The sequence below is a fragment of the Curtobacterium sp. MCLR17_032 genome, assembly GCF_003234795.2.
Lineage (GTDB): Bacteria > Actinomycetota > Actinomycetes > Actinomycetales > Microbacteriaceae > Curtobacterium.
In genome coordinates this window covers 2370270-2390769 of record NZ_CP126268.1, presented here as the reverse complement: position 1 = coordinate 2390769, position 20500 = coordinate 2370270, and the positions used below count along the sequence as shown (strand labels likewise).

Genomic DNA, 20500 nt, shown 5'->3' with positions numbered 1-20500 from the left:
CCGCCGCCGCCCGCCGGCGCCGACCGGCTGCGCACAACAGGAACCCGCTCGAACCGCTGCATGCCGCGGTTCGAGCGGGTTCTCGTTGTGCTGCGCCCGTCGGAACCGGCACTCCTGCACGACTGGGGTCGGCCGGGAGGCTGTCCACAGCAGGCAGGAAGAGCCGCGCAGGCACCGTGGTCCTGCCGGAAGCTGCCGACATGCAACGACTGGAGATCATCAGGGGCGGGAGTGCCGACCCCACCGGCCGGCGGGGCCGGGACCTCGCGGCAGCGGCCGACCGGGGTGCCCTCGTCCGGCTCGCACCCGGCCGGTTCGTCGACGCCGATCGCTGGCGGGCGGCGGACGCGCGGGTCCGACACCTCGCGCGGATCGACGCGATCGACGAGCTGGTCGCTCCGCGTCTGGTCCTCTCGCACGTGTCCGCCCTCGCACTGCACGGGCTGCCCTGGAGCGGCGAGTTCCCCGAGGTCGTCGACGTGATCGACCCCGAGCGCGAGACGTCCCAGTCCCTCCGGCTGCTGCGGAAGCACCCCGGTAAGAACCGCCCGATGCGCCTCGCCCGGACGCTCTCGGGGCGGGCGGTGTCGGACCTGTCCAGCACCGTCGTCGACATCGCGCTGACGCAGGAGCTCCGGCGCTCCGTGCCCGTCCTCGACGTCGCGCTCCACCGCGGTGTCGACCGAGCGGCACTCCGCGCACGACTCGATGCCTCGAGCGCCGTGCACGGCCGTGATCGGGCGCGGTTCGCGATCGACTTCGCCGACGCCCGCAGTGGATCGGTGGGGGAGTCGGTCGCCCGGGTGGCGCTCGACGAACTCGGAGCGCCGCGGCCGGAACTGCAGGCGGAGTTCCGCGATGCCGCCGGCTTCGTGGCGCGGGTCGACTTCTGGTTCCCCGACCACGGCATCGTCCTCGAGTTCGACGGTGCGGCCAAGTACCGGGACCCGGCGATGCGCGCGGCCGGCCTCACCGCCGAGGACGTCCTCCTCCAGGAGAAGCGCCGCGAGGACCGACTCCGCCGGGTGCCGGACGTCCGTCAGGTCGGCCGCTTCGGCTGGCCCGAGACGCAGGACCCGGCTCGGCTCCGTGCGCTGCTGCTGGGGACGGGCCTCCCGCTCGAGGCCCGGCGCTTCCGCCGGATCCGCTGACACCGGCCGGCGTCAGCTGGCGTCGCACAACGGAAACCGCCCCGAACCACGGGAAGCCGTGGTTCGGGGCGGTTGCTGTTGTGCGGAGCCGATCGGCGCCGGGCGGCGGGCGCGGCGGCCAGGCGCGCCGGCCGCCCTACGCGAGCTCGAGCAGGACGTGGCCGGACGAGACGGTCTGGCCGACGGGGGCGTTCAGCCCCGTGACGACGCCGTCCTTGTGCGCCTGGACGGGCTGCTCCATCTTCATGGCCTCGAGGACGACGAGCAGGTCGCCCTTCACGACGGTGTCACCCTCGGCGACCGCGAGCTTCACCACGGTGGCCTGCATGGGCGACGCGACCGAGGAGCCCGAGGCAGCACGGCCGCCCTTGACGCCGGAGGACCGACGCTTCGGCGGAGCAGACGGCCCGGCCGGGCGGCGGGCACCCGCGGCACCGCCACCGACGACGGCGGGCATGGTCACCTCGATGCGCTTGCCCTGGACCTCGACGACGACCGTGTCGCGGGACGCCGGGGCCGGCAGTTCCTCGGGGGAGCCGCTCCACGCCGGGATGTCGTTGACGAAGTCGGTCTCGATCCACTGCGTGTAGATGCTGAACGGCTCGTCGTCGGACGTGGCGAACGCCGGGTCCGCGACGACCGCGCGGTGGAACGGGATGACGGTCGGCAGGCCGGCGACCTCGAACTCGGCGAGGGCACGGCGCGAGCGCTCGAGTGCCTCTGCACGGGTCGAGCCGGTGACGATGAGCTTCGCGAGCATCGAGTCGAACGAGCCGGAGACGACGTCGCCGGAGACCACACCGGAGTCGACGCGGACGCCCGGACCGGACGGCGCGTTGAAGACGTGCACGGGGCCCGGTGCGGGGAAGAAGTTGCGGCCCGGGTCCTCGCCGTTGATGCGGAACTCGAACGAGTGGCCGCGCGGGGTCGGGTCCGCGTAGTCGAGCGTGCCGCCCTCGGCGATGCGGAACTGCTCGCGCACCAGGTCGATGCCGGTGACCTCTTCGGAGACACAGTGCTCGACCTGCAGACGCGTGTTGACCTCGAGGAACGAGACCGTGCCGTCGGCGCCGATGAGGAACTCGCAGGTGCCGGCACCGACGTAGCCGACCTCGCGGAGGATCGCCTTGGACGACTCGTAGAGCAGCGTCTGCTGCGCCTCGGTCAGGTACGGCGCGGGTGCCTCTTCGACGAGCTTCTGGTGGCGGCGCTGCAGCGAGCAGTCACGCGTCGAGACGACGACGACGTTGCCGTGCTCGTCGGCGAGGCACTGGGTCTCGACGTGCCGCGGCTTGTCCAGGTACTTCTCGACGAAGCACTCGCCACGCCCGAACGCGGCGATGGCCTCGCGCGTGGCGGACTCGAACAGCTCCTCGACCTGCTCGCGCGAGCGAACGACCTTGAGCCCACGACCACCGCCACCGAAGGCGGCCTTGATCGCGACGGGCAGTCCGACCTGGTCGACGAAGTCGATGACCTCGGACACGTCCTGCACGGGCTCGATGGTGCCGGGGGCGAGCGGCGCGCCGACCTTCTCGGCCACGTGCCGCGCGGAGACCTTGTCGCCGAGGCGCTCGATCGAGTCGGGCGACGGGCCGATCCAGGTCAGCCCGGCGTCGATCACGGCGCGGGCGAAGTCGGCGTTCTCGGCGAGGAAGCCGTACCCGGGGTGCACGGCGTCGGCGCCGGACCGTCGGGCGACGGAGATGATCTTCTCGATGACCAGGTAGGTGTCGGCGCTCGTGGTGCCGTTCAGCGCGTAGGCCTCGTCGGCGAGGCGGGCGTGCTGGGCGTCACGGTCCTGGTCGGCGTAGACCGCCACCGAGGCCTTGCCCGCGTCGCGGGCCGCTCGGATGATGCGGACGGCGATCTCGCCGCGGTTCGCGATGAGGACCTTGCTGATGCGGGGCATGGAACATCAGCGTATTCGTGTGCCGAGGTCCTGTTTTGACCGCCGTCCACAAGAAACACCGTGGGCAGCAGGTGGATGTCTACAGCGAGCGGATCCGACTACTGCGCCCAGAGGTCGTGCCAGGCGATGCCGAACCCCCGCAGCAGCATCGAACGCAGGACCGGCAGCGACAGGCCGACGACGGCCGAGGGGGCACCGTCGATGCGCGTGATGAAGGCCGCGGCGCGCCCGTCGATCGTGAACGCGCCGGCCACCTCGAGCGGCTCACCGGTCGCGACGTACGCGTCGATCTCCGCTGGCGTCATGTCGTCGGCGAACGTCAGCACCGCGCTGTCCACCGCGACCACCCGGTCGCCGTCCACGACGAGCGCCGACCCACCGGGCGCGACGGGGCCGAGTGCGAGCGCACCCACGGGACGGACGGGAGGCTCGTCTCCGGCCCGCACCGCGCCTCCCGTCCCCGGGGCGGTCGTCTCGTCGACGGAGCGGGCGACGGAGCGGACGCCTGCGCGACCGTCGATGACGCGCCGGTCGATGACGCAGTGTCCGCTCCACAGCGTGCCGCCGCCGGCGGCGAGCATCTGCCGCCACCGCTGCCGGGCGACCTCGGGGTCGTGGGGCTTGCCGTAGAGGACGCCGTCGACCTCGAAGGCCGAGTCGCCGCCGAAGACGATGCCGTCGAGGCCGGACTCGTCAGCGAGCCCGACGAGGCCGTCCGCGACCGCCGTCGCCTTCGCCACCGCCAGCAGCGCCACGAGCTCCGGACCGGTCAGCTCGCGACCCAGACGGTCCCGCTCGGCGGCGGCCGCGGCGTCCTCGTCGACCCCCGGCGAGACGAGCACCGGCTCGATCCCGGACTGCGACAACAGGGCGCGACGGGCGGGGGAGGTGCTCGCGAGGTACAGACGCATGGGAACATCGAACCATGGGTGAATCCGTCGGCACACTGCTCGAACTCGACGTCACCGGGATCGCCCACGGCGGCATCTCGGTGGCACGGCACGAGGGGCGCGTGGTGTTCGTCACGGACGCGATCCCCGGAGAGCGGGTCGTGGCCCGGGTGACGGAGGACCGGAAGAAGTCGTTCTGGCGTGCCGACACCGTGCAGGTCCTCGAACCGAGCGAACACCGGGTGGACCACGTCTGGCCCGAGGCCGGCCTCGACCGGGACCCCGCGGTCCGTCCGGGTGGCGCCGAGTTCGGGCACATCGCCCTGGCCCACCAGCGGACCCTCAAGCGCGACGTGCTGGTCGACTCGTTCTCCCGCTTCGGCAAGATCGACCTGGACGCCGTGCTCGGCGCGCCGGTCGTGGTCGAGGCCGCGCCCGGCGACGACGAGGCGAACGGCCTCGGCTGGCGCACCCGGATCCGCCTGCACGTCGACGCCGACGGCACGCCCGGACCGTTCGCCGCGCGGTCGCACACCGTCGTCCCGGTCACGTCGCTGCCACTGGCCACCGCGACCGTGCAGGGCTCGGCACCGCTCGGCCGCGGCTCGATGCCCGGTGCCGAGGTCGTCGACGTCCTCAGCCCGAGCGGCTCCGGCGGCGCCCGACTGGTCATCGACGCGCAGCGCCCCACCGTCGTGCAGGAGGTCGTCGGCGAGCGGACGTTCGCGGTCGACGACGACGGCTTCTGGCAGGTCCACCGCCAGGCGCCGGCCGTCCTCACCGCGGCCGTGCAGGACCTGGTCGACCGCGACCGGCTCGACCCGGAGGGCCAGCACCTGGACCTCTACGGTGGCGTCGGTCTGCTCGCCGCCGCCCTCGCCGACGTCGTCGGACCCCGCGCCCGCGTGACGAGCGTCGAGAGCGCGACCCGCGCGACCGAGCACGCACTCGAGAACCTGTCCGAGTGGATCGGCGCGCGTGCCGAGACGGGCCGTGTCGACCGGTGGCTGTCCCGCACGGTCGAGTCGGCCTCCCGTCCGGAGCGCGACCGCTTCCGGGCCGGCACGATCGTGCTCGACCCGCCGCGGTCCGGGGCCGGGCGCGAGGTCGTCGTGTCGATCGCGGCACTGCAGCCGGCGCAGGTCGTCTACGTGGCCTGCGACCCCGTCGCCCTGGCCCGCGACGTCGCGACGTTCGCCGACCTCGGGTACCGCCTGGAGGCCCTCCGCGCCTTCGATCTGTTCCCGCACACGCACCACCTGGAGGCTGTGGCACGGCTGGTGCCGGTCGGCTGAGCTCCGGCGGGTGGTCGCCCCCGTCGGGTTCCGCAGCGGGGTACGAAGCTGAGGCTGACCTGGGTATCCTGGGTGACGACGGCAACCGGGATCAGGGCCCGGCGCGTCGTCGGAACGAGAGGCAACCGTGGGAGACACCACCAGCACATCGACCGGCACGACAGGGACTGCCGGTCTCGAGACCCGGCCGGTCCGGGTCGCCATCGTCGACGACCACGAGTCCGTCCGACTGGGGATCCAGGCCGCCTGTCAGAACGAGGGGTTCGAGGTGGTCCTCACCGCCGCGAGCGTCCCGGAGTACATCGCGCAGCTCGGTGGGCGTGAGGTCGACGTGGTAGTCCTCGACCTGTCGTTGGGCGACGGCTCGACCGTGACCGAGAACGTCAAGGGCGTGCAGGGCACCGGCTCGGCTGTCCTCGTGCACAGCATCGCCGACCGGGTCGCGAACGTCCGAGAGGCACTGGCGGCGGGGGCTGCCGGCGTCATCCCGAAGTCGTCCGCGACGAAGACCGTGATGGCCGCCGTCGCGACGGTGGCGCGGGGCGACGTGCTCAACAACCTCGAGTGGGCGAGCGCCATCGACGCCGACCGGGACTTCGCGAAGGCCCAGCTCGGGCGCCGCGAACGCGAGATCCTGCACCTGTACGCATCGGGGCTGCCGCTGAAGCTCGCGGCCCAGCAGCTCGGCATCGGGTACTCGACCGCTCGTGAGTACCTGGACCGCATCCGCGTGAAGTACGTCGAGGTGGGTCGCCCCGCCCCGACCAAGGTCGACCTGCTCCGGCGCGCCGTCGAGGACGGGATCCTGCCGGGGCTCGATTCCGGCATCGACCCCGACGGCGATGGTCGCTGAGGAACTGCGCGTCGGACGGTCCTCGTGACCACTGACGCAGCGCCGGACGCCGGGCCCGCAGCGGCCCGGCGTCCGTCGTCCCCGGGCGGCGCAGCTGCCATCGGCGCCGTGCCGACCGGCCCCGCGCCGACCGGCCCCGTGTCGGCCGGTGGCGCAGGCCACACCCGGGGCACCGGCTGGGCCGACCCGTCGCGGTCGGTCCGCGCCACGATCACGCAGGCGTCGCTCGACCGGGCCTTCACGATCCTGATGGCGATCGCCGCGATCGGATTCGGCGCGGTGAACGTCCCTGGGCTCCTCAAGCAGCTGCCGTACCTCGACGCGTTCTGGGCTCCGGCAGCGGCGATCACCATGGCGCTCTCGCTCGTCGCGGTGGGGATCTCGGCGATCGCACAGCGGTGGTCGCAGGTGGCACAGGCCGTCTGCGCGCTGCTGTTCCTCGTCGCACTGCTGACCTTCCCGCTGACGGTCCACCACGGACTGCCGGGTGACCAGGTCCCATGGCCGTGGTGGCTCTGCAACGTCGGGACGATCGCCGCCTCGCTGAGCTTCGCCACGTGGCGCGCCGCGGTCTACAACGCCCTCGTGCCGATCATCTACGTCGTGCTGCGGCTCTCGCCTGCCGGCGGCGGGGTGAGCCTGCAGCGGGCGTTCCTCGACGGTGCCTACACGGCGGTGCTCGGCATCGCGGCGCTGGTCCTCATCGTGGTGCTCCGCCGGGCCGCAGCTGCGGTGGACGCCGCCCAGGCCACCGCGGTCCGCCGGTACTCGCGGGCCATCCGCGAGCACGCGACCGAGGTCGAGCGGGTCCAGGTGGACGCCATCGTGCACGACAGCGTGTTGACGACGCTGCTGTCAGCCGCCCGTGCGGACACCCCGGACGCGAAGACCCTCGCCGCGCGGATGGCACGGAACGCCATCGACCACCTCGCCGCCGCGGCCGCTGACGGCCCGGGGGAGGACCAGGTCGTGCCGTTCGACGTCCTGCGGGACCGGATCGTCGCCTCCGTCACGTCCCTCGGCGCGCCCGTCGAGGTCCGGAGCGCCCCCGTGACGGGCCCGGGGCTGCCGTTCTCGGCTGCGGACGCCATCGCCTCGGCCGCGCTCCAGGCCGCCGTGAACAGCGTGCAGCACGCCGGCGACGACGTCTCGCGGTGGCTCACGATCATCGTGGACGGATCGAGCGTCCAGGTCGAGGTCGCCGACGACGGCGCCGGGTTCGACGCGCACGCGGTGCCGGCCGAGCGCCTCGGGGTCCGCCGCTCGATCATCGAGCGGATGGCCGCCGCCGAGGGCGAAGCCGACCTGCGGACCGCCCCCGGCTCCGGGACCCGCATCGTGCTCCGCTGGCCGGCACTCGGCTCCGAGGACCGCGACGTCGTCCGGCCCGAGATCGGGACCGGCTCCGGAGAGCCCGAGGCACACGCATGAGGGCCTCGATCCCCGCGGGCGTCGCGACCGGACTCGCCGCGCTCTTCTCCCTGCTGCACCTGGTCCTCGCGGTCACCACGCTGCCCGGCGCGCCGTCGAAGGCCGCGCCGGTCATCGCCTGCATGGTCCTCTACGCCGCGGCGACCGCCCTCGCGCTGTTCGTGCGCGGTCCGGTGCTGCCCGTGTGGGTCGCCTGGTTCGCGCTCGCCACGGCCGTCGTGATGCCCATCGTCTGCTCGACCGTCGTCGACCTCGCGGTCGCGCCGACCTACGCCACGTGGTGGATCGCCGCCGTCGGCACGCTGATGGTCGTGCTGGCCGTCCGCCAACGCGGACGCTTCGCCTGGGTGGGCGTCGCCTTCTGCACGGTCCACTCGGTGAGCTGGGCCGGCCTGGAGGCACTGGGCGAGTTGGGTGCGCTCGGCAACGTGATCTGGTTGTCGGTCGCCACCGGGTTCGCGATCGCGATGAGCCACGCCACCCGGATCACCCGCGACTTCGTCCGGGCCGAGCAGGAGACCGTGGACTGGCAGGCGGCGCAGGACGCGCATGTGTCCGAGCGGCAGGTCCGGCTCGGACAGACGACCAGGATGGCGCGGCCGATGCTCCAGCGCATCATCGACACCTGCGGCGGTCTGAGCGACGACGAGCGTGCCGAGAGCCTGCACCTGGAGCAGGCGATCCGCGACGAGATCCGCGGCCGCTCCCTGCTGTCCGACGACGTCCGCGCCGAGGTGATGCGCCTCCGTCGTCGGGGCGCGGTCGTCCAGCTGCACGACGACGGCGGGCTGGACGACCTGGAGACGGTGGAGCAGGAGCGCGTGCACGCCGAACTCGCCGAGGCGCTTCGTCGTGCGTACGAGGCGGACGCCGACAACGTGATCGTCCGGACGGTGCCGGACAACGCCGACGCCGCGGTCACCGTGGTGGGACTGCGGCTGGACGCGGCCGAGAGCGAGTCCGCGGCACTCGGGACGGCGGACGAGGACGACGATGACGGCGAGGACGACTCCGTCGCGCTGTGGCTCGAGATCGACCGGCACGCGGCTCGCGCCTGAGCGCGGTCGGGAGCACGGCCCGAGACAGGCACGGCCCGAGACAGGCACAGCCCGAGACGAGTACAGCCCCGGAAACGGGGAACGGGCCGGTCGGAGCTACCGACCGGCCCGTTCTCAACCCGAGTCAGAGCGACAACCCGAATATCGCCCTGACTCGTCACGGTGGTGGCTTCGTACCCTAGTCGGCCACCGACCGGCGATGCACTTCAACGAAGAACACCGAACACAGACAATGATGCCAACAGCACCGGGGGGTGTCAGTCGTCATTTCGGGGGACAATTCCACGGATCTGCGACAGTTCTCCGGCTGCACGACCCCCGAGCGAGGGGAGACCGAACGGTGCGTCCGCCCGATGATGACGTCGACACCGGTCGGTATCGAACGGGGTACAGCGGCCTGACATGCCCGAGCGGGTACCGAGGCGGTACCGGAACGACGCGCCGGGAGCAGCTCAGGTCAGCGGAGTGACCGGCTCCAGGCGCCCTGCTGGAGCGGCTCGCGCATGCCCCGTGCCGACCGGGTCCAACCGTCCCGGGGTGACGTCTCCGCCTGGGCCCGTCCGGCCGCTGCGGCCTCGTCGGCCTGGCGCTGGAGCACCGCGACGACGGCTGCCAGTTCCTCCGGCGACGGGTGGCCGCCGACGACCCGGACGTCCGCGACCGACGCGGGGGCGTCGGCCGGGACGGCGGCAGCGTGACGGGGGCTCACAGCGGGATGTTCCCGTGCTTCTTCGGCGGCAGGCTGGCGCGCTTGCCGCGGAGCGCCCGGAGGGCCTTGATGACCGACACGCGGGTGGCGTGCGGCTGGATGATCCCGTCGAGCTCCCCGCGCTCGGCCGCCAGGTACGGCGACGCGACGTTGTAGGTGTACTCGTTCGCGAGCTTCGTGCGGACCGCGGCGACGTCCTCACCGGCCTCTTCGGCACGCTTGATCTCGCTGCGGTACAGGATGTTGACCGCGCCCTGGCCTCCCATGACCGCGATCTCCGCCGTCGGCCAGGCCAGGTTGATGTCGGCACCGAGCTGCTTCGAGCCCATCACGATGTACGCGCCGCCGTAGGCCTTGCGGGTGATGACGGTGACGAGGGGCACGGTGGCCTCGGCGTAGGCGTAGAGGAGCTTCGCGCCACGGCGGATGACGCCGGTCCACTCCTGGTCGGTGCCGGGCAGGTAGCCCGGGACGTCGACCAGGGTCAGGATCGGGATGCCGAACGCGTCGCAGAACCGGACGAAGCGTGCGGCCTTCTCGCCGGCGTCGATGTTCAGCGTTCCGGCCATCGCCTGCGGCTGGTTCGCGATGATGCCGACCGTCCGGCCCTCGACCCGACCGAAGCCGATCATGATGTTCGGCGCGAAGAGCGGCTGCACCTCGAGGAACTCGCCGTCGTCGACGACGTGTTCGATGACCTGCGTGACGTCGTAGGGCTGGTTCGTGGAGTCCGGGATCACGACGTCGAGCTCACGGTCGGCGTCGGTCGTCTCGAGCTCGGGGGCGACGTCGTAGGCCGGGGCGTCGGACAGGTTGTTGTCCGGCAGGAACCCGATCAGCGACCGGGCGTAGTCGAGCGCGTCGGACTCGTCCTCGGCCAACCAGTGCGCGACACCGGAGACGGCGTTGTGCGTGTGGGCACCGCCGAGCTCCTCGAAGCCGACGTCCTCGCCGGTGACGGTCTTGATGACGTCCGGCCCGGTGACGAACATGTGGCTGGTCTTGTCGACCATGATCACGAAGTCGGTGAGGGCGGGGGAGTACACCGCGCCGCCGGCGGCCGGGCCCATCACGATCGAGATCTGCGGGATGACCCCGGAGGCCGCGGTGTTGAGCCGGAAGATCTCGCCGTACTTGCCGAGGGCGACCACGCCCTCCTGGATGCGGGCGCCACCGGAGTCGAGGATGCCGATGATCGGGACACCCGTCTTCAGCGCGTGCTCCATCACCTTGATGATCTTCTCGCCGGCGACCTCGCCGAGGGAGCCGCCGAAGACGGTGAAGTCCTGCGCGTAGACGGCGACCTGGCGGCCGTGGATCGTGCCGAAGCCGGTGACGACCGCGTCACCGTAGGGCCGCTTGGCGTCCATGCCGAAGGCGTGGGTGCGGTGCCGGACGAACTCGTCGAGCTCGACGAAGGAGTTCGGGTCGAGCAGCTGCTCGATCCGCTCGCGTGCCGTCGTCTTGCCCTTGGCGTGCTGCTTCGCGATCGCGGTCTCGCCTGCGGCGGTCACGGCTTCGTGGTAGCGCACGCGGAGGTCGTCGAGCCGGCCGGCGGTCGTCGAGAGATCGGGGGTGTCTCCTGTGGTCACCCGATCACCCTACCGGCGGTGCAGGACGGCCCCGTTGGAGGACCCCCACGGTTCCGGGCCGTAGGTTTGCGTGCATGTCCACACCGGTCACGCCCGACTTCGCCTCCGCCCGCGCCGCCGTCGAGGGCGCCGGAGCGACGATGACGGTGCTCCCGACGACCGGGTCGACGAACGCTGACCTGCTCCGCGACGCCTCGGACCGCGCCTCCGGCAGCGTCGTCGTGACGCTCGAGCAGACCGCCGGTCGCGGACGCCTCGACCGCTCCTGGGTGGCCCCGGCCGGCCAGACCCTGGCGGCCAGCGTGCTGGTGCGGGCGGACCTCGACCCGCGCGACCGGGGTTGGCTGCCGCTCGTCGCCGGCGCTGCGGTCCGCGACGCCGTCGCCGGCGCGCTCGACACCGCCCACGACCGCGTGCTCGTGAAGTGGCCGAACGACGTGCTCGTCGACGGCCGGAAGGTCAGCGGCGTGCTCTGCCAGGTCGCCGCCGACGGGTCGGTCGTCGTCGGGGTCGGTGTGAACCTCACCATCCCCGCCACGGACCTGCCGACCCCGACCGCGACCTCCCTGCTCGTCGCCGGGGCGACCGGACCGGCCACGGCACTCGCCGACGCCGTCCTGGCGGGCTTCTGGACGGGCCTCCAGGAGGCCGTGGCCGGGCTGGTCGCCGGTGGTGCGGCTGCCGACGCGGTCCGCTCCCACGTGCGTGCCGTGTGCGGGACCGTCGGCCAGCGGGTGCGCCTCGAACTGCCGGACGGGTCCACCGTCGAGGCCGACGCGACCGGCGTCGACGACGACGGTCGCATCACGATCCGGGACCGGACCGGTGCCTCCAGGGGCGTCGCGGTGGGGGACGTCACCCACCTGCGCTATGCATGAGCCCATGACCGACGAGCCTGCCCCCGAGCTCGTCGTCGCCCGGCTCCGGCCCCACGCCCGACGTCTCGTCCGGCCCGCGGTCTTCGTCGTCCTCGTCGCGGCCGCGGGCGGGTTCGGCTTCGGGGTGTTCCGCGCGGAACTCGCCTGGCTCAACGTCGTCGTCGCGGTCCTCGTCGTCGTGCTCGTGCTCGTCGGCGGGCTGGTACCGCTGCTGCGGTGGATGTCCGAGCGGTACGTCGTGACCACCCGGCGACTCGTCGTCTCGCACGGACTCGGCACCCGGACCCGGCGCGAGCTCCTGCACTCCCGCGGGTACGACGTCACCGTGCGACGGCAGGGTGCCCAGGGGCTGTTCCGGTCCGGTGACGTGCTCGTGTTCCCCGGCGACGACCCGGCGCTCGTGCTCGCCGACGTGCCGCACGCGGACCTCGTCGTCGCCGTGCTGCACGACCTGGTCGAGGCGCACGAGGCCCGACGTCGACACCGCGAACCCGACTGGGACGACATCGTCCGGGGCACCGCACGACACGACCGCTGACGGCTCGGGCGGCCGCCGCTCCGGCCACACTGCGGAGAACCGCCGCGGTTCTTGCGGTTCACCGTCTCGTGGACCCGGCGACGACCCGGTACCGTCGTCCCGTGCGTATCTCTGTCATCGGCTGCGGTTACCTCGGTGCCGTCCACGCCGCCTCCATGGCCAAGCTCGGACACGACGTCGTCGCGGTGGACGTCGACCCGGGGAAGATCGAACGACTCGCGGCGGGCGAAGCGCCGTTCTTCGAGCCCGGTCTGCCCGAGATCCTGACCGAGGCCCTGGCCTCCGGCCGGATCCGGTTCACGACCGACATGGCCGAGGTCGCCGGCGCCCGCGTCCACTTCGTCGCGGTGGGCACGCCCCAGGGCCCGACCGGTGCGGCCGACCTGAAGTACGTCGACGCGGCCGTCGCCTCGCTCACCGAGCACCTGTCCGCCGGTGACTTCGTCGTCGGCAAGTCGACCGTGCCGGTGGGCACCGCGGCCCGCCTGGCCGCCGACGTCAGCGCGGCCGTCCCCGGTGCCACGCTGGTCTGGAACCCCGAGTTCCTCCGCGAGGGCTTCGCCGTGCAGGACACCATCGCGCCGGACCGCCTGGTCTACGGCGTGCCCACCGGACCCGAGGGCGAAGCGGCCGTCGCGGCCCTCGACGAGGTCTACGCCGTTGCGCTCGCCGACGACACCCCCCGGCTCGTCGTCGACCTGGCCACCGCCGAACTCGTCAAGGTCAGCGCGAACGCCTTCCTGGCGACCAAGATCTCCTTCATCAACGCGATGGCCGAGATCGCGGAGGTCGTCGGTGCCGACGTCACCGCGCTCGCCGACGCCATCGGTCACGACGCCCGCATCGGGCGGAAGTTCCTCAACGCCGGCCTCGGGTTCGGCGGTGGCTGCCTGCCGAAGGACATCCGCGCGTTCCAGGCCCGTGCCGACGAGCTCGGCGTGGGGGAGTCGCTCGCGTTCCTCGCGGACATCGACGCGATCAACCTCCGTCGTCGGGCCCACGTCGTCGAGCTCGCCACCCAGGCCCTCGGCGGGGACGTCACCGGCAAGCGCGTCGCGGTCCTCGGGCTCGCGTTCAAGCCGAACTCCGACGACGTCCGTGACTCCCCGTCGCTCGACATCGCCGCACGCCTGCGTGAGCTCGGAGCCGAGGTCGCCGCGTACGACCCCGAGGCGATCGGCACCGCACGCCGACTGCACCCCGAGCTGGACTACGTCGAGTCCGCGACCGAGGCCGTCACCGGCGCGGACATCGTGCTCGTCCTCACCGAGTGGAACGAGTTCCGCGAACTCGACGCCACCACCGTCGCCGCTGCCGTCGCGAACCCGGTCGTCATCGACGGTCGCAACTGCCTGGACCGCGACGCCTGGCGTGCCGCGGGCTTCGCGTACCACGGCATGGGGCGCTGACCATGGCGCTGCGTGTCGGGGTCATCGGCGGCGGCCAGCTCGCACGGATGATGGTGCCCGCGGCGGTGGAACTCGGCCTCGACATCCGGGTCCTCGCCGAGGGGCCGGGCATGTCGGCGGCGATCGCCGCGACGGCCGAGGGTGACTACCACGACGCCGAGACCGTCCTGGCGTTCGCACGGGACGTCGACGTCGTGACCTTCGACCACGAGCACGTGCCGCAGGACGTCCTGGCCGCGCTGGTCGACGCCGGCGTCGCGGTCCGCCCGGGTCCGGAGCCGCTCGCGGTCGCGCAGGACAAGATCACGATGCGCCGTCGGCTCAGCGACCTCGGACTGCCGGTGCCGGACTGGGCTGCCGTGCACGACGCGGACGAACTCCGTGCGTTCCTCGCCGAACACGGCGGACGCGCGGTCGTGAAGACCCCACGGGGCGGCTACGACGGCAAGGGCGTCCGCGTCGTCACCGACCCGGCCGACGTCGAGGACTGGTTCACCGCGGTGGCCGAGGTCGGCGGCGACCAGGCCCTCCTGGTCGAGGAGCTCGTCGCCTTCACCCGCGAACTCGCGCAGTCCGTTGCGCGCCGGCCCTCCGGGGAGATCGTCGCCTGGCCGCTCGTCGAGACCACCCAGCGTGACGGGGTGTGTGCCGAGGTCATCGCCCCCGCACCCTCGAGCGCCGGTCGGATCGCCGACCTGGCCGAGGCGATCGCCGTCCGCGTCGCCGAGGAGCTCGGCGTCACCGGGGTGCTGGCGGTGGAGCTCTTCCAGACCGACGACGAGCGCATCCTCATCAACGAACTGGCGATGCGACCGCACAACACCGGGCACTGGTCCATCGACGGCTCGACCACGAGCCAGTTCGAGCAGCACCTGCGTGCCGTGCTCGACCTGCCGCTCGGCGCGACGGGTGCGACGGCCCCGGTCGCGGTGATGGTGAACGTGCTCGGCGGACCGGCCGACGGCGACCTGGCCGGGCGCTACCCGGCAGCGCTCGCGGCGTTCCCGGAAGCGAAGTACCACTTCTACGGCAAGGCGCCGCGCCCCGGTCGGAAGATCGGCCACGTCACCGTGACCGGCGACGACGTGGACGACGTGGTGTACCGCGCCCGGGCTGCGGCAGCGCACTTCGACGACTGACGTCACCAGGTCCGGGTGCCACCTCGTCGGGTGGCACCCGGACTGGCGGGTGGTGCGCTGCGGGTGCGCGTGGTGCCATGGGGAGGCTGACCACGCTGACTCCCGGGGGACCACACATGCGCACGACCAGGGCACTGCGCTCGACGACGGCACGGCCCTCGACGACGGCACGGCGCACGACGGCACTGCGTGCAACTGCACTGCGCGCCGCCGCACTCCGCGCGACGAGGGCGCTCGCCGTCGGGCTCGTCGCCACCGTCGTGACGGCCGGACTCGTCGTGTCCGGGATCGACGCGACCCCGGCCTCCGCCGCGACGCCGACCGAGCTCCGCGCACGGACGGCGGCACAGGTCTACGGCCGCGGTCAGTACAACCCGCCGACGAGCGAGGCCGCGAAGGCCGCCGCGGCCCTGGCGACGAGTGACCCGGCCGGAGCCGCTGCCGCCAGCACGATCGCCCGCTACCCGGTCGCGACGTGGCTCGGTGAGTGGACGCAGGGCGCGACCCTGACCAAGACCGTGACCGCCGCCACGGACGGTGCGGCCGCCACCGGCACGACCGCGGTGTTCGTCACGTACGCGATCCCGCAGCGCGACTGCGGCGGCTACTCGGCGGGCGGGTTCGACGAGAGCGCCTACGACCGCTGGGTGGAACAGGTCGTGTCACTCGTCGCCGGCAAGCGTGCGGTGGTCGTCGTCGAACCGGACTCGCTCGCGATGCTCAGCAACAGCGCCTGCACCGGCTCGCTCGACCAGCAGCGCTACCGGATCCTCTCGCGCGAGGTCGCCGCCTTCACCGCTGCCGGCGTCCCCGCGTACCTCGACGCCGGGAACTCCAACTGGGTCCCGGCCGCCACGATGGCCGAGCGTCTGACGAAGGCCGGCGTGCAGTCCGCCCGCGGGTTCTCCACCAACGTCGCGAACTACTACCCGGTCGCCGCCGAGCAGGCGTACGCCGAGCGGGTCTCCGCGCTGACCGGAGGCTCGCACTACGTGATCGACACCTCCCGGAACGGCACCGGCTGGCGCGGCACCTGGTGCAACGCCCCGGGCGCCGGTCTCGGCACCACGCCCCGGGTCGCCACCGACGGCACCGCGCTCGACGCCCTGCTCTGGGTGAAGACGCCCGGCGCGAGCGACGGCACCTGCAACGGGGGACCGCGGGCCGGGAACTGGTACTCCGCGTACGCGCAGAGCCTCGTCGCGAACGCCGCGCTCGGCACCCCGGCGCCGCAGACCCCGGCGCCCGCGCAGACCGCGGCGCCGAAGCGCCAGCAGTCGGCCGCCCCCCGCGTGACGCTCGAGTCGGCCACCGCAGCGCCGGCGGGCATCGCGGTCCGCGGCTGGGCGGTCGACACCGACGTGCCCGCGCGTGCCCTCCGGGTGGACGTGACCGTCGACGGTCGAGTCGTCGCCTCGCCGACCGCGGGCCTCGACCGGCCGGACGTCGCACGGACCACGGGTGCCGGCGCGGCGCACGGGTTCCAGGCCGTCGTCCCCGGTCCGGCGGGCACCCACCGGGTGTGTGCGGTCGTGTCCGACGTCGCGCCCGGCGGCACGGCGGGCACCGTCGCACCGACGTCGGTGTGCCGGACCCTGACGATCGCCGCCAGTGCCCCGGTCGGGCGGGTGGACGCTGTGACGTCGCCGGCGAAGCGTCGCGTGGCCGTCTCCGGGTGGGCCTTCGACCGGGACGCCGTCGCGACCCCCGTCACCGTCACCGTGCGGGTCGACGGTCGGGGTGCCACGGGCATCGCGGCATCGGGTTCCCGGCCCGACATCGGCCGCGCCTACGGCGGCGGGGCGGCACACGGGTACGCACGGACCCTCGCGGTGGCTCCGGGCCGGCACACGGTGTGCGTCACGGCGACCGGGCTCGGGCGGGGCGGGGACTCCTCGCTCGGCTGCCGCACGGTCACGGTCCGCTGACCAGACGCACTGCTGCCGCCCGCCGCTAGGCTCGACAGGGTGACCGACAGCTCCGCTCCCGCCCCCCTCGTCTCCGTCATCATGGGTTCCGACTCGGACTGGCCCACCATGCGCGCCGCCGCCGACGTCCTCGACGAACTCGGCATCCCCTACGAGGCGGACGTCGTGTCGGCGCACCGCACCCCGGACAAGATGATGCGCTTCGGCCGTGAGGCTGCCGGCCGCGGCATCCGCGTCGTCATCGCCGGCGCCGGTGGGGCCGCCCACCTGCCCGGCATGGTCGCTTCGGTGACGACCCTGCCCGTCATCGGGGTGCCGGTGCAGCTCGCCCGCCTCGACGGCCTCGACTCACTGCTGTCGATCGTCCAGATGCCCGCGGGCATCCCGGTCGCGACGATGGCGATCAACGGGGCAGCGAACGCCGGACTGCTCGCGGCCCGCATCATCGGCAGCTCGGAGCCCACGGTCGCGACCCGCCTGGCCGAGTACGCGGCCGAGCTCGAGCAAGCCGTCGAGCGGAAGGCGCAGGCGCTCCGCGACGCACGCTGAGGTCGTCCGGCCCGACGCGCCGCCACGAGCGACGGCAGGCAACAGCGCCCCAGCCGGTGGGCGGGGCGGCCACCGGTCAGCAGGACGACCTGTCGGTCAGGAGGCCCGGGCCGCGCCCGTCACGCCGTCCACGGTCACGGTACGGGTGGCTCCACCCGTGGCGACCGTCGCGGTCCACACCGGTGCGGAACCGCTGCCACCGAGCTGCAGGCCGCGGAGTGAGCTGCCCGGGACCGCCGCGGTCGCCTTCGCCGCGGCCGCGTTCGCGTCGACCCGCAGGCCGGCAGCGCGTGCTGCGTTCGCCGTCTTCGTCGCGGCGTCGGAGTCCTTCGGGAACGGCCCGGACGTGACCCGGCCGAGCGTGGCGGACACGACGGACTGCGTGAGCGACCCGTCCGGTCCGGCGACGACCACGGTCCAGAGGTCACCCGAGCCCGCGAGGGAGACGACCTTGCCGCCGCCGGCCGCCGCGATGCCCTGCTGGGTGACGGTGCCGAAGTCGACGCTGACGGGGTTCGTGACGCCGCCGCCGTTCCCGGTGCCCTGTCCGGACCCGTCGGCGTCGCCGCCGTCAGAGTCGCCGCCGTCACCGGGAGCCGGTGCTGCCGTGGCGCTCGCGGGGGTGGACGGGACGGCCGGGGTGGTCGCCGTCGGGGTCGGCGAGGGGGTCCGGGTCGGCTTCGGGGTCGTCGTCGCGGTGGCCGTCGCGCTCCGGGTCGGTGCCGGGGTGTCGCCGCCCGAGCAGGCGGTGAGGAACAGGGCCGCACCGACGCCGACGGTGATGGCGGCGGTGAGGGCCGTGGACGGGTGACGACGGGTCATGAGCCGATCCTGGCAGGCAGGGACGAGCCTCCCGGCCAGGGACACGGCGGAGCCGACGATCGATGCCGAGCCGTGACGCACCCGAGGGGATCCGCTGGTTCCGGCGGACGCCGCCCCACCGGAACCCGTCCGGACCCGCGGATCCCGCGGGTCAGAGGTCCGCGTGCAGCTGCCAGGTCTCGAGGGCGGAGTCGCGCCAGTCGAACATCCGCGCACGGTCCGGCCCGGCGATCGCGAGCTGCCCGGCGAGGTGCGGGTCGTTGACGACCTGGTACATCGCCTGGGCCAGCCGCTCCGGGTAGGACGCACGCGGGTTGCGGGCGACGCTGATGCCGGCGTCGGAGGCGACCTCGGTGACGGCGTCGTCGTCGGAGTGGATGACGGGCACGCCGAAGCTCATCGCCTCGATCACCGGGAGCCCGAAGCCCTCGGCGAGGCTCGGGAACACGAAGACGGTGGCACGGTCGTAGGCCACGGCGAGGTCGGCGTCGTCGACGCGGCCGAGCACCTTCACCCGGGACGGGTCGAGTCCGGCGCGCTCGGCGGTGCCGTGCACGTCGACGTCGCCCCAGCCGTCCGGCCCGGAGATGACGAGCGGGACGTCGTCCGGCGCCTCGGGGTGGGCCATGGCCTCGATGAGGGCGGTCAGGCCCTTGCGCGGTTCGAGCGTGCCGACGGCCAGGACGTAGCGTTCGGGCAGTCCGAGCCGCTCGGCGCGGAGGTCGGCGTCGACCGGCACGCGCAGGCGTCCGCTCGGGGCGCCGCCGATGACCCGCAACCGGTCGTCGAACCGGTGGATCTCGTTGAGCTGCGCGGCGACGGCGTGGGTCGGCACGACGACGGCGTCGGCGTACTTGTACGCACGCTTCACCATCGCCTTGTGGAAGTGCACGCCGCGCGGGGTCAGGGTCTCCGGGTTCGTCCACGGCACGGTGTCGTGCACCGTGACGACCGTCTGCCGGCCCGGCTCCTGCACCCGGTCGTGCTTGACCAGCGGGGCGAGGACGCTCGGGGCGTGCACCATGCCGTGCGAGGCACCGCGGGCCAGACCGCCCTGCCACGCGAGGGACAGCTCCCGCCGGGGGAGTGCCAGTCGGTCGAGGCCGGCGAGCCCGGGCAGCAGGATCCGGAGCCGTTCGAGTTCGGCGGCCGAGGACGCCGAGACGACCGCTTCGACGTCACAGCCGTCCGGGGCGGTCGCGATCAGCTGCCGGGTGAGTTCCTCCGCGTAACGGCCGATGCCGCCGGGTACCGGTGCGAGCACCTGGTCGACGATCACGCGGAGAGTGGTCATCTGGCAGGGCTCCTCGGTGGTGCGGTCCGGGTGGTGCGGGGGACGACTGACGAGGCTACCAGTGGCGTTCGGCAGAACCGGGGAGGTCGCTGGTGGCGTCCTCAGCCGGAGAACGCCGACGTCGGCGTTCTCCGAGGACCGCGGCACCGGCGAACACGAGGTCGACGACCGTCAGCAGCACCCGCGAGGTCACGGCGACGCTGACCGCGGCGGAAGCGCCGAGCGGTACCCCCGCGGTGAGCAGGGCGGTGAGGACCGCTTCACGGCCGCCGAGTCCGGCCGGCAGGAAGAAGACCAGGAAGCCGACGAGCCAGGCGAGGGCGTAGGCACCGACGGTCAAGGTCGTCACGCGGAGGTCGACGTGTCCGAGCGGCATGAGCACCAGCACGATGTGCAGGCCGAACACGACCCATGCCAACAGCGCCCAGCCGAACGCCCGGACGACCGCGCCGGTACTGATCTCGAGCGTGCCGAGGTCGCGCCGAGTGACCCTCGAGGCGAGCCGCAGGCCGAAGCGGAGCACGGCGGGGTGCAGCGCGGCGAGGACCACGGGCACGAGCAGCACCACGAACCAGTACCGCGAGAACGCGTCGGGTTGGACGAACGGGATCGTGACCGCCGCGATCGAGACACCCGCGCCACAGCTGATGAGGAGCGTGAGCATCCCCACCGCGACGCTGCGCGCCGCCGGCACCCGGTGCTCGCGGCCGAGGTCGGCCTGCGCCACGATCGGCCAGACGGACCCGGGGATGTACTTGCCGATCTGCGACAGGAAGAACACGCGCTGGGCGGCGCCGAGGGGGATGCGGTGACCGGCCCCGGACATCAGCGCCCGCCAGGACAGGAACGTGACGTAGGTCGCTGCACCGCCGGTGACGAAGGCGGCGACGAGGGTCAGGGGGTCCTGCCGACCGAACGCGTCCACGATGTCCCCGGCGCGCGGGACGAGGAAGGCCACGCACAGCACGAGGGCGACGACCAGGCCGACGACCCGGACGATCGTCTTCGTCCGGGAGCGTCCGGCGGGCTGCTGGGGTTCGGTCATTCTCACC

18 protein-coding genes are annotated in these 20500 nt (G+C 73.1%); 11 read left to right on the top strand and 7 right to left on the bottom strand.

The annotated features are described in order from the left end of the window. Nucleotides 1-200: 200 nt before the first annotated feature. Nucleotides 201-1151 (top strand): hypothetical protein, encoded by a 951-nt coding sequence (locus DEI97_RS11210; protein WP_181439180.1) that lies wholly within the window; start codon nucleotides 201-203, stop codon nucleotides 1149-1151. Between the two features lie 136 nt (nucleotides 1152-1287). On the opposite strand, the gene DEI97_RS11205 is transcribed toward DEI97_RS11210, so the two are convergent. Both DEI97_RS11205 and DEI97_RS11200 read right to left on the bottom strand, forming a co-directional pair. Then, the gene (locus DEI97_RS11205; RefSeq protein ID WP_111074260.1) at nucleotides 1288-3063 is read right to left on the bottom strand and encodes an acetyl/propionyl/methylcrotonyl-CoA carboxylase subunit alpha; all 1776 of its coding nucleotides are present in this window, start codon (nucleotides 3061-3063) and stop codon (nucleotides 1288-1290) included. 98 nt (nucleotides 3064-3161) lie between these two features. Next, the gene (locus DEI97_RS11200; RefSeq protein WP_111074259.1) at nucleotides 3162-3974 is read right to left on the bottom strand and encodes a Maf family protein; all 813 of its coding nucleotides are present in this window, start codon (nucleotides 3972-3974) and stop codon (nucleotides 3162-3164) included. A gap of 14 nt (nucleotides 3975-3988) precedes the next feature. Between DEI97_RS11200 and DEI97_RS11195 the strand changes: the two genes are divergently transcribed. From DEI97_RS11195 to DEI97_RS11180, 4 genes are all read left to right on the top strand, one after another. Beyond that, nucleotides 3989-5248 carry a class I SAM-dependent RNA methyltransferase gene (locus DEI97_RS11195; RefSeq protein ID WP_111074258.1) on the top strand — a complete coding sequence of 420 codons (1260 nt, stop codon included), beginning with the start codon at nucleotides 3989-3991 and terminating at the stop codon, nucleotides 5246-5248. Nucleotides 5249-5375: 127 nt separating this feature from the next. Continuing rightward, entirely contained in the window at nucleotides 5376-6101 is a 726-nt protein-coding gene (locus DEI97_RS11190) for a response regulator transcription factor (protein WP_441005161.1), read from the top strand. Nucleotides 6102-6125: 24 nt separating this feature from the next. Beyond that, a complete protein-coding gene (locus DEI97_RS11185; protein ID WP_111074257.1) occupies nucleotides 6126-7532 on the top strand; it encodes a sensor histidine kinase in 1407 nt (468 codons plus the stop codon). Next, nucleotides 7529-8590: a DUF8320 family protein gene (locus tag DEI97_RS11180; RefSeq protein ID WP_111074256.1), complete on the top strand. Its 1062-nt coding sequence runs from the start codon at nucleotides 7529-7531 to the stop codon at nucleotides 8588-8590. Before DEI97_RS11185 ends, DEI97_RS11180 begins: the two co-directional genes overlap by 4 nt. Before the next feature lie 457 nt (nucleotides 8591-9047). Here DEI97_RS11180 and DEI97_RS11175 read toward each other — a convergent pair whose 3' ends face one another. Both DEI97_RS11175 and DEI97_RS11170 read right to left on the bottom strand, forming a co-directional pair. Then, the gene (locus tag DEI97_RS11175; protein WP_111074255.1) at nucleotides 9048-9299 is read right to left on the bottom strand and encodes an acyl-CoA carboxylase subunit epsilon; all 252 of its coding nucleotides are present in this window, start codon (nucleotides 9297-9299) and stop codon (nucleotides 9048-9050) included. Beyond that, complete coding sequence (locus DEI97_RS11170) at nucleotides 9296-10891, bottom strand: acyl-CoA carboxylase subunit beta (RefSeq protein WP_111074254.1); 1596 nt, start codon at nucleotides 10889-10891, stop codon at nucleotides 9296-9298. The genes DEI97_RS11175 and DEI97_RS11170 overlap by 4 nt, the downstream gene beginning before the upstream one ends. 74 nt (nucleotides 10892-10965) lie before the next feature. On the opposite strand from DEI97_RS11170, the gene DEI97_RS11165 reads away from it, so the two are divergent. The 6 genes from DEI97_RS11165 (at nucleotide 10966) to purE (ending at nucleotide 17332) form a co-directional block, all read left to right on the top strand. Beyond that, a complete protein-coding gene (locus tag DEI97_RS11165) occupies nucleotides 10966-11769 on the top strand; it encodes a biotin--[acetyl-CoA-carboxylase] ligase (protein ID WP_258376658.1) in 804 nt (267 codons plus the stop codon). A gap of 4 nt (nucleotides 11770-11773) precedes the next feature. Beyond that, nucleotides 11774-12307 (top strand): PH domain-containing protein, encoded by a 534-nt coding sequence (locus DEI97_RS11160; RefSeq protein ID WP_181439179.1) that lies wholly within the window; start codon nucleotides 11774-11776, stop codon nucleotides 12305-12307. Nucleotides 12308-12408: 101 nt separating this feature from the next. Beyond that, nucleotides 12409-13716, top strand: a complete 1308-nt coding sequence (locus DEI97_RS11155; RefSeq protein WP_111074411.1) for a UDP-glucose dehydrogenase family protein — start codon at nucleotides 12409-12411, stop codon at nucleotides 13714-13716. A gap of 2 nt (nucleotides 13717-13718) precedes the next feature. After that, nucleotides 13719-14855 (top strand): 5-(carboxyamino)imidazole ribonucleotide synthase, encoded by a 1137-nt coding sequence (locus DEI97_RS11150; protein WP_111074252.1) that lies wholly within the window; start codon nucleotides 13719-13721, stop codon nucleotides 14853-14855. A 116-nt stretch (nucleotides 14856-14971) separates the two neighbouring features. Beyond that, complete coding sequence (locus DEI97_RS11145) at nucleotides 14972-16783, top strand: glycoside hydrolase family 6 protein (protein ID WP_181439178.1); 1812 nt, start codon at nucleotides 14972-14974, stop codon at nucleotides 16781-16783. 39 nt (nucleotides 16784-16822) lie between these two features. Next, nucleotides 16823-17332, top strand: a complete 510-nt coding sequence (purE, locus tag DEI97_RS11140; RefSeq protein ID WP_253463585.1) for a 5-(carboxyamino)imidazole ribonucleotide mutase — start codon at nucleotides 16823-16825, stop codon at nucleotides 17330-17332. Nucleotides 17333-17428: 96 nt separating this feature from the next. Here purE and DEI97_RS11135 read toward each other — a convergent pair whose 3' ends face one another. From DEI97_RS11135 to DEI97_RS11125, 3 genes are all read right to left on the bottom strand, one after another. Next, nucleotides 17429-18154: a hypothetical protein gene (locus DEI97_RS11135; protein WP_111074250.1), complete on the bottom strand. Its 726-nt coding sequence runs from the start codon at nucleotides 18152-18154 to the stop codon at nucleotides 17429-17431. A gap of 151 nt (nucleotides 18155-18305) precedes the next feature. Continuing rightward, on the bottom strand, nucleotides 18306-19448 hold the full coding sequence (locus DEI97_RS11130) for a glycosyltransferase family 4 protein (protein WP_111074249.1): 1143 nt from the start codon (nucleotides 19446-19448) through the stop codon (nucleotides 18306-18308). 55 nt (nucleotides 19449-19503) lie between these two features. After that, nucleotides 19504-20493 (bottom strand): lysylphosphatidylglycerol synthase transmembrane domain-containing protein, encoded by a 990-nt coding sequence (locus DEI97_RS11125; protein ID WP_111074248.1) that lies wholly within the window; start codon nucleotides 20491-20493, stop codon nucleotides 19504-19506. Nucleotides 20494-20500 lie beyond the last annotated feature (7 nt).

Excerpts from the sequence above, each read along its gene's own strand:
- DEI97_RS11210 (WP_181439180.1), top strand. The coding sequence starts at position 201 with ATGCAACGACTGGAGATCATCAGGGGCGGGAGTGCCGACCCCACCGGC.
- DEI97_RS11205 (WP_111074260.1), bottom strand. The coding sequence starts at position 3,063 with ATGCCCCGCATCAGCAAGGTCCTCATCGCGAACCGCGGCGAGATCGCC.
- DEI97_RS11200 (WP_111074259.1), bottom strand. The coding sequence starts at position 3,974 with ATGCGTCTGTACCTCGCGAGCACCTCCCCCGCCCGTCGCGCCCTGTTG.
- DEI97_RS11195 (WP_111074258.1), top strand. The coding sequence starts at position 3,989 with ATGGGTGAATCCGTCGGCACACTGCTCGAACTCGACGTCACCGGGATC.
- DEI97_RS11180 (WP_111074256.1), top strand. The coding sequence starts at position 7,529 with ATGAGGGCCTCGATCCCCGCGGGCGTCGCGACCGGACTCGCCGCGCTC.
- DEI97_RS11165 (WP_258376658.1), top strand. The coding sequence starts at position 10,966 with ATGTCCACACCGGTCACGCCCGACTTCGCCTCCGCCCGCGCCGCCGTC.
- DEI97_RS11160 (WP_181439179.1), top strand. The coding sequence starts at position 11,774 with ATGACCGACGAGCCTGCCCCCGAGCTCGTCGTCGCCCGGCTCCGGCCC.
- DEI97_RS11150 (WP_111074252.1), top strand. The coding sequence starts at position 13,719 with ATGGCGCTGCGTGTCGGGGTCATCGGCGGCGGCCAGCTCGCACGGATG.
- DEI97_RS11145 (WP_181439178.1), top strand. The coding sequence starts at position 14,972 with ATGCGCACGACCAGGGCACTGCGCTCGACGACGGCACGGCCCTCGACG.
- DEI97_RS11135 (WP_111074250.1), bottom strand. The coding sequence starts at position 18,154 with ATGACCCGTCGTCACCCGTCCACGGCCCTCACCGCCGCCATCACCGTC.
- DEI97_RS11130 (WP_111074249.1), bottom strand. The coding sequence starts at position 19,448 with ATGACCACTCTCCGCGTGATCGTCGACCAGGTGCTCGCACCGGTACCC.
- DEI97_RS11125 (WP_111074248.1), bottom strand. The coding sequence starts at position 20,493 with ATGACCGAACCCCAGCAGCCCGCCGGACGCTCCCGGACGAAGACGATC.